Origin of the sequence: Streptomyces sp. NPDC086787, assembly GCF_044745865.1 — a bacterium.
In the GTDB taxonomy this organism is placed as follows: domain Bacteria; phylum Actinomycetota; class Actinomycetes; order Streptomycetales; family Streptomycetaceae; genus Streptomyces.
Genome location: NZ_JBIVBC010000011.1, coordinates 140,859 through 156,743 on the forward strand (window position 1 = coordinate 140,859; position 15,885 = coordinate 156,743).

At 69.0% G+C, this 15,885-nt stretch carries 6 protein-coding genes (1 of these 6 cut by a window edge); 5 read left to right on the forward strand and 1 reads right to left on the reverse strand.

Annotation, left to right across the window (positions count from 1 at the left end):
• From ACIPK3_RS24565 to ACIPK3_RS24580, 4 genes are all read left to right on the forward strand, one after another.
• Positions 1-9,779: the final stretch of a hypothetical protein gene (locus ACIPK3_RS24565; RefSeq protein WP_402572882.1), read on the forward strand. 21,070 nt of this gene lie to the left of the window's left edge; 9,779 of the gene's 30,849 nt are visible here — the last part of the coding sequence; its start codon lies beyond the left edge, outside the window; its stop codon occupies positions 9,777-9,779.
• A gap of 269 nt (positions 9,780-10,048) precedes the next feature.
• Complete coding sequence (locus ACIPK3_RS24570) at positions 10,049-10,300, forward strand: hypothetical protein (protein WP_402572883.1); 252 nt, start codon at positions 10,049-10,051, stop codon at positions 10,298-10,300.
• 264 nt (positions 10,301-10,564) lie between these two features.
• A complete protein-coding gene (locus tag ACIPK3_RS24575; RefSeq protein ID WP_402572884.1) occupies positions 10,565-11,728 on the forward strand; it encodes an exonuclease SbcCD subunit D in 1,164 nt (387 codons plus the stop codon).
• Positions 11,725-14,718, forward strand: a complete 2,994-nt coding sequence (locus ACIPK3_RS24580) for an AAA family ATPase (RefSeq protein ID WP_402572885.1) — start codon at positions 11,725-11,727, stop codon at positions 14,716-14,718. Before ACIPK3_RS24575 ends, ACIPK3_RS24580 begins: the two co-directional genes overlap by 4 nt.
• A gap of 63 nt (positions 14,719-14,781) precedes the next feature.
• Here the strand turns inward: ACIPK3_RS24580 and ACIPK3_RS24585 are convergent, their stop codons facing one another.
• Positions 14,782-15,228, reverse strand: a complete 447-nt coding sequence (locus ACIPK3_RS24585) for an Lrp/AsnC family transcriptional regulator (RefSeq protein ID WP_402572886.1) — start codon at positions 15,226-15,228, stop codon at positions 14,782-14,784.
• A gap of 121 nt (positions 15,229-15,349) precedes the next feature.
• Between ACIPK3_RS24585 and ACIPK3_RS24590 the strand changes: the two genes are divergently transcribed.
• Complete coding sequence (locus ACIPK3_RS24590) at positions 15,350-15,841, forward strand: rhodanese-like domain-containing protein (protein ID WP_402572887.1); 492 nt, start codon at positions 15,350-15,352, stop codon at positions 15,839-15,841.
• Positions 15,842-15,885: the final 44 nt, after the last annotated feature.

Below are 15,885 nucleotides of genomic sequence, written 5' to 3' on the forward strand. Positions count from 1 at the left end.
GTCTGCTGGGCGACTTGACCACGGCTCCCGAGGATTCCTCTCTCGCCGCTGGTGGGCTTCGTGGTCGGCACCTTGCACTGATCGGTGCCCTCGTCGGCGACTTGGACGAGCCTGGAGGCAAGCAGAACACCGAGCAGACTTGGGCGGACGCCCGAACCGGTGCGACGCCGGTTCTGCGTGAGTCGGTGTGGGCGGATCCGGTGTCTCTGCCGCAGTCGGCTGATACGGCGGAGGTGCCTCCTCGTGTGCAGTCGGGGGATGCGGAGGCGCCGCAGTATCTTCCCTTCGGTTCGGGGAATTTCGAGTTCACGAACTTGAAGTTCACGGATGACGCGTATCGCGACAAGGCGATGCGGATCATGGATCTGCTGGGGCGTCATCAGACGATTCGGGACTACATTGCCGGGCGTCGGTGTCGCATTACGCTGCATGTGCGTACGACGGAGTCCCCGGCCGATGTGAAGGACCGGGGTACTGCCGGTGTGCAGATAAATTTGGCGAGTTACTACTTCGAGAAGTATGACGTCGGCTACATCATGGGGATGCTCGCCCATGAGATCGGTCTGCATCCGCTTGCTTCGTTGGATCCGGACATCTCTGATCTGGAGGTGGGTCTCTATGGGCTTGACCTGCCGGTTCCGGGGCTGACGCATCTCAGTCCTCCGCGGACGATGAACACGACCGGTGCGGGTCAGGCGGATCACATTATGGCGGCGTTCCCGAATACGCCGCGGCACAAGATGTATCGGGACATCGTGTTGGGGATGGCCGACATGCTGGCCCGGGATGCACGGATTGGTGTGCCGGGTGCCAGGGCGCAGGATGTCACGGATCTGATCGACTGCTATGCGATGGACTTGGCGTCGATTGCGATCACGAACGATTACCGGGCGAACGCGGCGCTTCAGCCGGCGAACACGGCCAGGGTTTACAACGCGTACAAGGAACTGTTTGCCGATCGTCTGGCGGTGAACAGTCCGGTTGTGGCGTTGCTCCCCGAGGACAAGGGCCGGTTCGGTGTCGCCGCGGACTTCGCGAAGCTCGCCAGAAGTCTCGGGTGGAACAACCGTGGCGCCAGCATTCAGCAGCCCATCACGGAGGATGAGGTCAGGCCGAGGCTTCCGCAAACGGCGGGCGGCGAGCAGCAGGTTCAGGAAACCAGTCAGTCAACTCCGTCGGCCACGGCACCGAAGCTGAACGGGCCGCGGGATCGGCGTCCGCGCTTTGTCGTGCGGTCGGGCTTTGATGCGCGGCGGTTCAAGTACCGGGGCAAGCCGGTTGCCGATCTCACGGTGCGGTTGGCGGTGCGTGGCGGGGATGGTGATGTCGCGCGTGTGCGTGAGCAGCTCGACGCGGGCGTGAAGGAGTTCCTGAACGATCCGGCTCACCTTCTGCCGAACGGTGACCGGCTCCACGTGACGATTGAGTACGTCGACCCATCCGATGCTCCGCACCTCACCGTGGACTTGGTGGGCCGGGACCAGTCGATGCACCAGAGCGCGTGGTGGGCGGACGCGAATCCGCTCCAGCTCGTGCATGAGTTGAGTCATCAGCTTGGCTTGCGCGACGAGTACCGGGATGCGGATGCTCCGCACCGCCCGAACATTCCGGGGAGTCTGCTGGGCGATGTCGACCGGGCCCCCGAGGACTCGTCACTCGCTGCTGGTGGGCTTCGTGGTCGGCACCTTGCTCTGATCGGTGCCCTCGTCGGCGACGTGGACGAGCCTGGAGGCGAGCAGAACACCGAACAGGCTTGGGCGGACGCCCGTGCCGGTGCGACGCCGGTTCTACGTAAGTCGGTGTGGGTGGACCCGGTTGCTCTGCCGCAGTCGGCTGATACGGCGGAGGTGCCTCCTCGTGTGCAGCAGGAGTATGTGCCGTTCGCGGTGGACAACTTCGAGTTCACGAACCTGAAGCACAGCAATGCGAAGTACCGCGACAAGGCGGCGCGGATCATTGATCTGCTGCAGAAGCACGACACGATCCGGGACTACGTTGGTGGTCGTCCCGTTCGTATCACCCTGCACGTGCGGACGACCGAGACGCCGGCCGATGTGACGGATCTGGGTGACGCGGGCGTTCAGATCAATCTCGCGAGTTATTACTTCGAGAAGTACGACATGGGTTACGTCACGGGGATGTTGGCCCATGAGATCGGTCTGCATCCTCTTGCCTCGCGGAACCGGAGGATCCGTGAGGAGGAGGATCTTTTCGAGTCGATGCCGCTGCGGGTTCCGGGCTTCCCGGACGATGCGCCTCGCTACATGAACACGTTGGATGCGGGCCAGGCGGACCACATCATGGCTGCCTCGCCGGAGACGATCCGGCACGGTATCTACCGGGACATCGTTGCGAAGATGGCGCATGTTCTGGCGGCCGACGCCGAAGCCGGTGTGGCGGGAGCCAGGTCCAAGGACGTCACGAGTCTGATCGACTGCTATCTGATGGACCTGGCGACGATCGCGGTCAGTAACGATCGGCGTAAGGACGCGGCATGGAAGCCTGCTGATACGGCGACGGTGTACAACGCGTACAGGGAGCAGTTCCTTGCACAGTTGCCGGCGGACAGTCCCGTTCGGCAGCTGATGCCGGGCACCAAGACCCGGTTCGGCGTCGGCGGGAACTTCTTCGGTCTGGGCACCAGCGTGTTCTTCACCAACTCCGGCGACAGCATCCAGCCCGCGACACCGGCACAGAGCAGCGGCAACCCTGGCGAGGTGCGTCCGCGCCTTCCCCAGGCCGACACGGACACCTCGCCCACCCCGCACACGGTGGAGGAGTATGTGCCGTTCGCGGTGGACAACTTCGAGTTCACGAACTTGAAGCACGACGTTCCGAAGTACCGCGAGAAGGCGGCGCGGATCATCGATCTGCTGCAGAAGCACGACACGATCCGGGGTTACGTCGGTGGTCGCCCCGTTCGTATCACGCTGCATGTGCGCACGATGGAGACTCCTGCGGATGTGCAGGATCTGGGTGACGCGGGCGTTCAGATCAACTTGGCGAGCTATTACTTCGAGAAGTACGACATGGGCTATGTCATGGGGATGCTCGCCCATGAGATCGGTCTGCACCCGTTGGCTGCGCGGAACAGGGGTATCCGCGTGGAGGAGGATCTGCTCGAGTCGATGCCGCTGCGGGTTCCGGGCTTCCCGGACGATGCGCCTCGCTTCATGAACACGTTGGACGCGGGTCAGGCGGATCACATCATGGCTGCCTCCCCGCAGACGATCCGGCACGGTATCTACCGGGACATCGTGTCGGACATGGCGCATGTCCTGGCGGCCGACGCCGAGGCCGGAGTGGCGGGAGCGAAACCCAAGGACGTCACGGATCTCATCGACTGCTATCTCATGGATCTGGCGACGATCGCGGTCACCAGTGACCGGCGCAGGGATGCGGCCTGGGAACCGCGGAACACAGCGAGGGTCTACAACGCCTACAAGCAGCAGTTCGTCGCGCAGTTGCCGGCGGACAGTCCCGTTCGGCGGCTGGTACCGGATGACAAGGGCATGTTCGGTGTCGGTGGGAACTTCTTGGGCCTGGGTGCGAGATTCTCGTTTGCCAACTCGGGCGCCAGCATTCACCCTCACCTGTCGCAGACTCCGTCCGTTGATCAGTCGGCGCACACGCCCGCTCCGGAGCCGCGTGACCGTCGTCCTCGCTTTGTGGTGCGGTCGGGCTTTGATGCGCGGCGCTTCAATTACCAGGGCAAGCCGGTCACTGATCTCACGGTGCGGTTGGCGGTGCGTGGCGGGGATGGGGATGTCGCGCGTGTGCGTGAGCAGCTCGACGTGGGCGTCAAGGAGTTCCTGAACGACCCGGCTCACCTTCTTCCGAACGGTGACCGGCTGCATGTGACGGTCGAGTACGTGGATCCGTCGGATTCTCCGCATCTGACGGTGGATCTGGTCGGTCGGGACCAGGTGATGCATCAGAGCGCCTGGTGGGCGGATGCGAATTCGCTTCAGCTTGTGCACGAACTGTCGCATCAGCTGGGTCTGCGTGATGAGTACCGGGATGCGGATGCTCCGCACCGTCCCCATGTTCCGGGCAGCCTGCTGGGGGACCTCAACCAAGCTCCCGAGGATTCCTCACTCGCTGCCGGTGGGCTCCGTGGTCGGCACCTTGCCCTGATCGGGGCTCTTGTCGGTGACGTGGACGAGCCTGGAGGCGGGCAGGACACGGAGCAGGATTGGGCGGATGCCCGTGCCGGTGCGGCGCCGGTTGTGCGTGAGTCGGTGTGGGTGGACCCGGTGTCCTTGCCGCAGTCGGCTGATACGGCGGAGGTTTCGCCTCATGTGCTGTCCGACGGGGCGCTCGTGCCGTTCGTGTCGGGGAATTTCGAGTTCACGAACCTGAAGTTCACGGAGGACAAGTATCGCGAGAAGGCGATGCGGATCATCGACCTGCTGGAGCGTCATCCGACGATTCGGGAGTTCATTGGTGGTCGGCCCGTTCGTATCACTCTGCATGTCCGTACGATGGAGACCCCGGCGGATGTGCAGGACCTGCGTGGTGCGGGTGTGCAGATCAACCTGGCCAGTTATTACTTCGAGAAGTACGACATGGGTTATGTCATGGGGATGTTGGCCCATGAGATCGGTCTGCATCCGCTGGCTTCGCGGAATCCGGATATTGCCGAGCAGGAGGTGGATCTGTATGGGTTGTCGCTGCCGGTTCCGGGGCTGACTCATCTGAACCCTCCGCGGACGATGAACACGAATGGCGCGGGTCAGCGGGATCACATCATGGCGGCGTTCCCGAATACGCTGCGGCACAAGGCTCACCGGGATATCGTGCTGCGGATGGCTGACATGCTGGCCCGGGACGCGCGGGCCGGTAGGCCGGGTGCGAAGGAGAAGGATGTCACGGATCTGATCGACTGCTATCTGATGGATTTGGCGTCGATCGCGATCACCAATGACTACCGGGTGAATGCGGCGAAGGAGCCTGCGAACACGGCCAGGGTGTACAACGCGTACAAGGAACTGTTCGCGGATCAGATGGCTGAGGACAGTCCGGCCCGGGCGTTGCTGCCGGGGGACAAGGGCAGGTTCGGTGTCATCGGGGACTTCGCCCGGCTCGGCACCAGCCTCGCGACCAACAACCGTGGCGCCAGCATCCAGCAGCCCGCCCCGTCCGACGAGGTCAGCCCGAGGCTCCCGCAGGAGATCGGCAGCGAGCAGCAGACCCAGGAGTCCACTGAGCTGACTGCGCCGACCACAACGCCGGACTTGAACGGGCCGCGGGATCGGCGTCCGCGATTTGTCGTGCGGTCGGGCTTCGACGCGCGGCGGTTCGAGTACCGGGGCAAGCCGGTCACCGATCTCACGGTGCGGTTGGCCGTGCGTGGCGGGGACGGTGATGTCGCGCGTGTGCGTGAGCAGCTCGACGCGGGTGTGACGGAGTTCCTGAACGATCCGGCTCACCTTCTTCCCAACGGTGACCGGCTCCATGTGACGGTCGAATACGTCGACCCTTCCGATGCTCCTCACCTGACCGTGGACCTGGTGGGTCGGGACCAGGCGATGCACCAGAGCGCATGGTGGGCGGATGCCACGCCGGTGCAGTTGGTGCATGAACTGTCGCATCAGCTGGGTCTGCGTGATGAGTACCGGAGCGCGGATGCTCCGCACCGCCCCAACGTCGGGGGCAGTCTGCTGGGTGACCTGAATGTTGCCCCGGAGGATTCCTCGTTGGCTGCCGGTGGGCTGCGCGGCCGGCATCTGGCCCTGATCGGCGCGCTGGTCGGTGACGTTCCTCCGCGACCGCACTCCGGGCAGGACGCGGAACAGACTTGGGCGGACGCCCGTGCCGGTGCGGCGCCGGTTCTGCGTGAGTCTGTGTGGGTGGACCCGGTGTCTCTGCCGCAGTCGGCTGATACGGCGGAGGTGTCGCCGCATGTGCAGCAGGAGTATGTGCCGTTCGTGGTGGACAACTTCGAGTTCACGAACCTGAAGCACAGCAATGCGAAGTACCGTGACAAGGCGGCGCGGATCATTGATCTGCTGCAGAAGCACGACACGATCCGGGGTTATGTCGGTGGTCGTCCGTGTCGTATCACCCTGCACGTGCGGACGACGGAAACGCCGGCCGATGTGGTGGACCTGGGTGACGCGGGCGTTCAGATCAACTTGGCGAGCTATTACTTCGAGAAGTACGACATGGGCTATGTCATGGGGATGCTGGCCCATGAGATCGGCCTGCATCCGCTTGCCGCGCGGAACAGAGGGGTCCGCCTGGAGGAGGGTCCGCTCGCGGGGGCGCCGCTCAAGGTGCCCGGATTCCCCGACGAGGCATTCCGCTACATGAACACGTTGGATGCGCGTCAGCCGGACCACATCATGGGGGCCTACCCGGAGACGATCAGGCACGGTATCTACCGGGACATCGTGTCGGACATGGCGCATGTGATGGCGGCTGACGTGGAAGCCGGTGTGGCGGGAGCCAGGTCCAAGGACGTCACCGGTCTCATCGACTGCTATCTCATGGACCTGGCGACGATCGCGGTCAGTAACGACCAGCGTAAGGACGCGGCATGGAAGCCTGCTGATACGGCGACGGTGTACAACGCGTACCGGGAGCAGTTCATCGCGCAGTTGTCGGCGGACAGTCCCGTTCGGCGGCTGATGCCGGGCACCAAGACCCGGTTCGGCGTCGGCGGGAACTTCTTCGGTCTGGGTACCAGTGTGTACTTCGCCAACTCCGGCGACAGCATCCAGCCCGAGGCCTCGCCGGAGAGCAGCGGCAGTACCGGCGAGGTGCGTCCTCGCCTTCCCCAGGAGTCGGCCGCCCAGCCGCCCTCTGAGGAGGAAGCCGCCCCCGTCACATTTCCCACACCCGTGAGCCCCGCTGACCTCGAACGGCTGCGCTACCAGCACGAAGCGGAGGCGTACGAGCGCAGGCTCGGCGACTACCTCTCCGAGCATCCGCAGGTCGTCGAGCAGATGGCCCGCTTCGCGCGGACCCTCTGGGAGAGGACGCCCGCGTCGATGCGGGGCGCCCTCGGCACCCACCAGAACGTCGTGCCCGGCGCGGTCGGCGACGACCTGGAGACTCTGGAACAGGTCGCCTACCATGGCAACTTCCGAGAGCAGTCGACGCTCGTCTGGAACGGGCTGCGGTCGAGGGTCTTCGGCATCCTGCTCGGAACGTCGCTCACCCATCCGCCGGTGATCGCGCGGGAGCGCCGCTGGCGCGGCGATCCGTCCGACGGTCCGTTCAACCGGCGCACCCCGGACGAACTGCGTCCGCCGCTCAGCTCCGCCGAACGGCAGTTCTCCTCGGACGGCACCACCTGGAAGCCGGGCGAGGAACAGTCGGGCATCGATCACCGCCCGCCCCGGCAGGCGGACGGGGACGACCGGCCGCTCACTCTGGAGGACTCCCCGCACGCGGCCGCCCAGCGAAGCGGTGGCCTGATCGTGACGGGCACGTCCGGAACCGCCTACAACCTGCTCGAAGCCGCCGAGGCGGCCAACGAGCAGTGGGGCGCGGACTTGGACCTCGGCTGGATACGACTTGCGGCCGTCGGAACGTTGCTGGCCAACCGTCACCACACACTTCATGAAATCCTCGCGGCCGCCGAACTGTGGGGCAACGACGCCGCCCATCCGGCACGTCGCGACCTGGGCTTCGACTACGACGACAACCCGGGCCGCTACCACCGGCTTGGACCGCTGTCGCAACAGGATTTGCGGGAGAACGTCGCGGTCGGCGGGCGGTTCCCGGACGAACGCGTCCAGGAGTTCTACGCGGACGCCGGATCGGGTGTCACGACGAACTCCACCACGCCGCTGCTGTCGCACCTGCTGCCCGAGGACTCGTGGTGGCGTCTGTTCATCGACCCCAACGTGCACGACGAGGCCTTCCGGAGTTCCGCCGAGGACGTGGGCGGGCATCTGGACGCCACGACGTACCCCGGCTACCGGCAGGGCATGACCGCGGCGTACGGGGAAGTCCTCGACGGCGGGAGGATCGGACGGGACTGGTCGCGCATCGACGCCGACGCGTACGAGGAACTGCACAACATGGCCACCAGGTATCTGGTGGCCGGCACCGGGCAGAACACGGCGACCACGTGGTCGGGCCACGAGGACGGCAGGACCACGATGCGCGGCACCGGTGCCGACCGTGTCGCGTCGGACATCCAGGACGACCTGCTGCTCGGGCGGCGGCTGCTGTTCTCCATCACCGAGCGACGGCAGCCGGGGACGCCGAACCCGCTGGTGGTCTTCCACCACGGGCAGCAGGGCGGACAGGTCTCCATCGACTATTCCCCCCGAGAAGCGCGTCAGGTGGTGCAGGCCGCCCTGGACCGCTACTACGACGAGGTGGCGGTCGCGGCAGGTCCGGACGAGAAGCTCCGGGCCATCGCCCGGCTGACCCGGGCGCTGCAGGTCCTTCAGCCGTTCACGGACGCCAACAGCCGGGTCAACGTCCATCTCCTCATGCAGAAGTTCCTGCTGGAACAGGGCTTCCGGCCGGCGATCCTGATGGACTCGCGCTCGCTGTTCCTCGGCGGGTTCACGGTCGACGAGATCGTCGCGAGTCTCAAGGACGGCATGACGCGATTCGACCAGCACGTCCGCTGGTCGAGGTGGGACGGGTTCAACCAGCCCCAGGGACCACCCGCCGAACAGCTGGACCAACTGGCCGACGACCTGGGACTGATCGGCGGTACCCCCGAGGAGCGGCACCGGCAGGTGACCGAGGTGGTACGGACGGCTCGGGCCCTGTTCGGTTCCCAACTGCCCGGCACCGATGCCCGGGACATGGCGCGCCTGGCGGCGATCCGGTCGCTGAGCGAGCCGGCCATGGCACGATTCCCGCAGGGCACCGCCGCTTCGGCGATCACCGATTACACCCGCAAGGTGTTCGGGATCGACCCCCTGGACGAGGTGAGCCACGCCCACATCGGAGCGCTCGCCGACGCCGTCGGTCAGGCGTCCGCGCTCGGGCGGCCGTTGGACTTCGACGTCCTGCGTTCCCTCGCGCAGCTGCCACAAGCCCACGGCTCCGGGCCGGACGCGGCAGCCGGCGGACAGGCGTCCGCATCGCCGGGTGCGGAACCCGCATGGGACCTGCTCGCCTACGAGCCCCCGTCCGACGGCATCGACTCGCGGGTGTTCCTGGTCTCGGAGCTGACGGGGAACGTTCCGGTGCGCGACGCCGACGATCTGGGCGCGGCGGTGGTCCCCGCCGTGAGCGGGGTGCCGCTGGGTTCGGTCCGGCTGGTGCTGCGGGCCGCTGCCGGGTCGTTCGGCGGCGATCCGGTCGAGACCGTTTCCGAGGTGGCGGAAGGCTTGGGCGCTCCGGTGGATCTGCTGCTGGCGGGCTCCGACGGCGTCGTACGTCTGCTGCGGTTCGACGACCGTGGGGGTCATGAGGACCTGGGCCAGGTGTCGCAGGCGAACGGCTCGGACAACGGCACGGAACCCGCATGGGATCTGCTGGCCTACGAGCCCCCGTCCGACGGCATCGACTCGCGGGTGTTCCTGGTCTCGGAGCTGACGGGGAACGTTCCGGTGCGCGACGCCGACGATCTGGGCGCGGCGGTGCTCCCCGCCGTGAGCGCGGTGTCGATGGGTTCGGTCCGGCTGGTGCTGCGGGCCGGGGCCGGGTCGTTCGGCGGCGATCCGGTCGAGACCGTCTCCGAGGTGGCGGACAGACTGGGCGCTCCGGTGGACCTGCTGCTGGCCGGTCCCGACGGCGTCGTACGTCTGCTGCGGTTCGACGACCGTGGCGACCACGAGGACCTGGGCCCGGTGTCGTAGGCGAACGGCTTGCGGAGTGCCGTGGAGCCGGGCGGGACACGGCTCGACGCGGGACCTGTCGATCTTCGTCTCCGAGGTGACCGGGGAGATGCGGCGCCTGCAGGGCCTCGGGCGTAACGAGCCGCTGCACGTGGACGAGCAGACCGTGAGAGACACGCACGACGAGCTGCCCTCGGATCAGCTGCGGCGGCCCATCGCCCAGCTCATCGTCTCGGGCCGGACCGGCGGGCTGCGCGGCGGCGCACCCACCACCACCACGACTGGAGGAGGTGGCCACTCACCTGCCGCCCACGGCGCAGCCATCCGCGTCCGCCGCGGCGGAGGCCGGGAGCGCCTGGCGCGGCCCCGGACGGCCCCTGGGCGGCGGTTCCGCGACGCAGGCGGCCCCCGCCGAGGCGGCCACGCAGCCCACGGCGACGGAACCGGCGCCCACGGCGGCCACCACCGAGCCGACGGCGCCCGCTGCCACCGCTCCCGCCGTTCCCGTCACCACCGCCCCGGTGGAGGATCAACCGTACTGACGCCGGACCTGGCACCTGCCCGGCGACAAGACCATGTTCGGTGTCGGCGGGAACTTCCTCGGCCTGGGTGCCGGCTTCTCGTTCGCCAACTCGGGCGACAGCATCCATTGGTCCGACCCGACCGTCTGACATCGGAGCCGGTGGCAGACTGAGGCCAGTGACGGACCAGGTGCCGAAGGACGTTAGCGTGGTCGGTGCCAAGGACGAGGGCCATGCTGGGGCCGGGGGCGGAGTGAGGGAAGACATGCAGGTCGGGGCGGTGGCGTGAGGATTCTGCACACGTCCGACTGGCATCTCGGGCGGGCGTTCCACCGGGTGAACATGCTCGACGCCCAGTCGGCGTTCATCGGTCACCTGGTCGATACCGTGCGTGACCGTGACGTCGACGCGGTGGTCGTGTCGGGGGACGTGTACGACCGGGCGGTTCCCCCGCTCGCCGCCGTGGAGCTCTTCGACGACGCCCTTCACCGGCTCGCCGCGCTGGGCGTGCCCACGGTGATGATCTCCGGGAACCACGACTCGGCGCGTCGGCTCGGCGTGGGCGCCGGTCTGATCGGGCGGGCCGGTATCCATCTGCGTACCGAACCGGCGGCGTCCGGTACTCCCGTGGTGCTCGCGGACGCCTTTGGTGACGTGGCGTTCTACGGTCTGCCGTACCTGGAACCGGCCCTGGTGAAGGACGAGTTCGGGGTGACGAAGGCAGCCCACGAGAGTGTGCTGGCCGCCGCGATGGACCGTGTACGCGTCGACCTGGCCGGGCGCCCGGACGACACCCGCTCCGTCGTACTCGCCCACGCCTTTGTCACCGGCGGCGAGGCCAGCGACAGTGAGCGGGACATCACCGTCGGCGGGGTGGCCGCCGTGCCGGCCGGGGTCTTCGCCGGTGTGGACTACGCGGCCCTGGGGCACCTGCACGGCTGCCAGACGATCAGCGAGCGCGTACGCTACTCGGGCTCTCCGCTGCCGTACTCCTTTTCGGAGGCCGGGCACCGCAAGAGCATGTGGCTCATCGACCTGGGCGCCGACGGCTCGATCGACGCCGAGCGCGTCGACTGCCCGGTGCCCCGCCCCCTGGCCCGGATCCGCGGCACGCTGGAGGAACTCCTCGCCGAACCCGGTCTCGCCCGCCACGAGGACTCCTGGGTGGAGGCGACCCTGACCGACACGGTCCGTCCGGCGGACCCCATGGCCCGGCTCACCGGTCGGTTCCCGCACATGCTCAGCCTCATGTTCGCGCCGGACAGGGACCCCGACGACCCCGACGTGACGTATGCCCGGCGCCTCGCGGGCCGTACCGACCAGGAGGTCGCGCAGGACTTCGTGGCTCATGTGCGCGGGGCCGGCCCGGACGCGTCGGAGCGGGCGGTGCTGGGCGCCGCGTTCGACGCCGTGCGCGCGGATGACGCCGTACGGGAGGTGGCCCGGTGAGGCTGCACCGGCTCGACGTCACCGCCTTCGGACCCTTCGGCGGCAGCCAGTCCGTCGACTTCGACGCCCTCTCCGCGGCCGGGCTGTTCCTGCTGCACGGGCCGACCGGCGCCGGGAAGACCTCCGTCCTGGACGCAGTGTGCTACGCGATCTACGGCTCCGTGCCCGGCGCCCGGCAGAACGGCCAGGGCCTGTCCCTGCGCAGCGACCACGCCGTCCCGGGAACCCGTACCGAAGTCCGCCTGGAACTGACCGTCGCCGGCAGGCGGCTGGAGGTCACCCGCCAGCCGCCCTGGGAACGGCCCAAGAAGAGGGGCCGGCCCGGTACCACGGTCGACAAGGCCCAGACCTGGCTGCGCGAGTACGACCCGACGCGCGGTGCCTGGAAGGACCTCAGCCGGTCCCACCAGGAGATCGGTACCGAGTTCGAGCAGCTCCTCGGCATGAGCCGCGAGCAGTTCTGTCAGGTGGTCCTGCTGCCCCAGGGCGACTTCGCACGCTTCCTGCGTGCCGACGCCGAGGCCCGCGGCCGACTGCTCGGCCGTCTCTTCGACACCCGGCGCTTCGCCGAGGTCGAGAAACGTCTCGCGGAGCGCCGACGGGCGACGGAAGCCCGTGTGCGGGAAGGCGACGCGGCGCTGCTGGCCGACGCGCACCGCATGCAGCAGGAAGCGGGCGACGCCATGGAGCTGCCCGAGCTGGCTCCGGGCGAGCCGGGGCTCGCCGAGACGGTGCTGGCCGCGGCGGCCGTCGCCCGCAGCACCGCCCGTGAACGCCTCACCCTGGCCCGCTGCCGCCTCACCGCCACCGAATCCGCCCAGGCCGCCGCCGACCGGGCCCTGGCCGACGCACGTGAACTGGCCCGGTTGCAGGGCAGGTTCGCCGAAGCCCGGGAGCGGGCGGCGCGGCTGGACGAGGGGGCAGGTGACCGCCGCGAAGCACAGGAGCGCATGGAGCGGTCCCGCAAGGCGGAGAGGGTCGCCCCGGCCCTGGAACTGCGCGAGACCGCCGACATCGAGCACCGGCAGGCGGCCGCCGCCGAGGACCGCACCCGCGCGCTGCTTCCGGACAGCTTCGTGGACGCCGGGCCGGCAGGCCTGGCGGCCGCCGCCCGGCGGGCCGCCGAGGAACTCGGCAGCCTTGACTCCGCCCGCCGCGCCGAACAACGGCTCGCCGTGCTCGTCGAGGAGCGGGCCGGTCTCGACCGCCAAGAACGCGCCGACGAAGACATCCTGCGGGACGCCGAGAGCTGGCTCACCGAGTGGGACGGCCTGCGCACCGCACTCCAGACCCGGATCGACGCCGCGCTGGAGGCCGCCACCCGCGCCGAGCAGCTCGGCGCCCGGCGCGAGCCTGCCCGGCGGCGCCTCGACGCGGCCCGGCTGCGTGACCGGCTGACCCGTGACGCCGATGAGGCGGCGCAGCGGGCGCTGGACGCCGAGCACCGGGCCCTGGAGGTCCGCGCGCACTGGCTGGACCTCAAGGAACAGCGGCTGAACGGCATCGCGGCGGAACTCGCCGCGGGCCTCACCGACGGCGAACCGTGCGCGGTGTGCGGGGCCACCGAACACCCCGCGCCCGCCCGCAAGGTCGCCGGGCATGTCGACCGGGCGGCGGAGGAGCGGGCCGAGGCCGCCTCCCGTGACGCCGACGAGGAGCACACGCGGGCCCGGCACCGGCTGGGCGCCGTACGCGAAGCCCTGGCCGCCGCCACCGCGGAGGCAGGCGACGCGCCCACCGACCGGACCGCCGCCGAGACGGACGAACTGGAGCGGGAGTACGCGCTGGCCCGCCGGGACGCCTCCGCCCTGCACCCCGCGCAGGAGGAACTGCGCCGGGCCGAACAGGAGCGCGAGCGGCGCCTGACCGACCGTGGACAGGCCGAGGTGCGGACCGCCTCACGTGCCGCGCGACGGGACACCCTGGAGCGTGAACGAACCGCCCTCGAAGAAGAGCTGACCGACGTGCGGGGGGCGGCCGGCAGCGTGGCCGCGCGGGCCGCGCACCTGGAGCGACGGGCCGCGCTGCTCACCGACGCGGCCGACGCCGCGCGGACCGCCGAGGACAGTGCCCAGCGGCTCAAGGACGCCGACGCCCGACTCGCCGACGCCGCCTACCGGGCCGGCTTCGAGACCCCCGGGGCCGCGGCCGCCGCGCTCCTCGACGACGAGGCCCACCGCGCGCTGCAACGGCGCCTGGATGCCTGGCAGTCCGAGGAGGCCGCCGTCCGCGCGACACTCGCGGAGCCCGGCACCGCGGAGGCCGCCCAACAGCCGCCGGCCGCTCTCGCCGACGCCGAGCGGGACGCGGCCGCGGCCGCCCAGCGACTGCGCGACGCCGCCTCCGCACATGACTGGGCCGCCCGCTGCTGCGCCGAACTCGACCGGCTCTCCGCCCGGGCGGCCGCCGGCGTACGACGGCTCGCTCCGCTGCGCGAGGAGTACGACCGGGTGGCCCGCCTGGCCGCGCTCACCGCGGGCACCTCGGCGGACAACGAACGCCGGATGCGCCTGGAGGCGTACGTCCTTGCCGCCCGGCTTGAACAGGTCGCCGCCGCCGCGACGGTACGGCTACGGCGCATGTCCTCCGGCCGCTACACGCTCGTCCACTCCGACGACCGTACCGGCCGCGGCCGCAGTGGACTCGGGCTGCACGTCGTCGACGCCTGGACCGGGCGCGAGCGGGACACGGCCACCCTGTCGGGCGGTGAGACGTTCTTCGCCTCCCTCGCCCTGGCCCTCGGGCTCGCGGACGTCGTCACGGACGAGACCGGAGGCGTCCGCCTGGACACCCTCTTCATCGACGAGGGCTTCGGCAGCCTCGACGACCAGGCCCTGGACGAGGTCCTCGACGTCCTCGACTCCCTCCGCGAACGCGACCGCAGCGTCGGCATCGTCAGCCATGTCTCCGACCTGCGCCGCCGGATCCACACCCAGCTGGAGGTGGTGAAGGGCAGAACGGGGTCGTCGCTCCGGCAGCGGGGTGGGTGACGAATCACAAAACCCACCGTGTCGTCCCCTCGCGTGACGTTCTTGACCGAGTACCCCACTCACTCACCGGGCGAGCGGGCGGCGCGGGAGCGGTGAGGAGTAGACGACGCTCGTCGTGACCGACCCGAGTGTCCCGATTCTGCCGGACACTTCCTCCAGGTGACGCATCGAACGGGCGGTGACCTTGATGACGAAGCAGTCGTCACCTGTCACATGGTGTGCCTCCAGGATCTCGGGCGTCACCGCCACCAGGTCATGGAAGGGCTTGTAGTTGCCGTTCGGATACCGCAGCCGTACGAAGGCGAGGATCCCGAGGCCGAGACGCTCCGGATCGACCACCGCGGCGTACCCCTGGATGACACCCTCCTCCTCCAGCCGCCGCACCCGCTCGGTGACCGCGCTCGCGGACATCGAGACGGCGCGGGCGAGATCGGCGAAGCTGGTCCGGCCGTCACGTTGCAGGACGTCGAGGATGCGCCAGTCGGTGGCGTCCGGGGAATAGTCGGTCACCTCCGAGGAATAGCAGGAGAATCCCCGGCTGATCAAGGGATATGCCGTGGATCACGTCTCCAGACGGGCGGGCCGCACTCATAGATTTCAGGTGACCGAGATCTTTGAGGGAGAACCCGCAATGAACCCCAGCGCCACCGTTTCCGCCGGCTCCGCCAACCCCGTGCTGCGGGTCGCTCCGGCGGCTCCGGCCGAGGCCGCCGCCCACTTCCGGGCGAGCCTTGCCTTCCACGCGGACGTGTCCGACGTGGCCGCCGCGCTCGCCGCCGGAGGCCACCCCGGCTTCGTCGTCCTGGACACCCGCTCCACCGAGTCCTGGGACCAGGGCCACATCCCCGGCTCGGTCCACCTGCCGACCGCGCTCATCCCCGAACAGGCCGAACGACTCCTCGACAAGGCTCTGCCGGTGGTCACCTACTGCTGGGGTCCCGCCTGCAACGGCGCTGCCCGGGCCGCCCTCGCCCTGGCCGAGCTCGGCTTCCAGGTCAAGGAAATGCTCGGCGGCTTCGAGTACTGGGCACGGGAGGGCTTCGCCTACGAGACCTGGCAGGGCGAGGAGAGCCGCCCCGCCGACCCGCTGACCGCACCCGTCGGCGGCGACTGCGGCTGCTGACCCGGAGCGGCAGCGGGAGACACTGCGCGTGCGGCGGGTCCGTG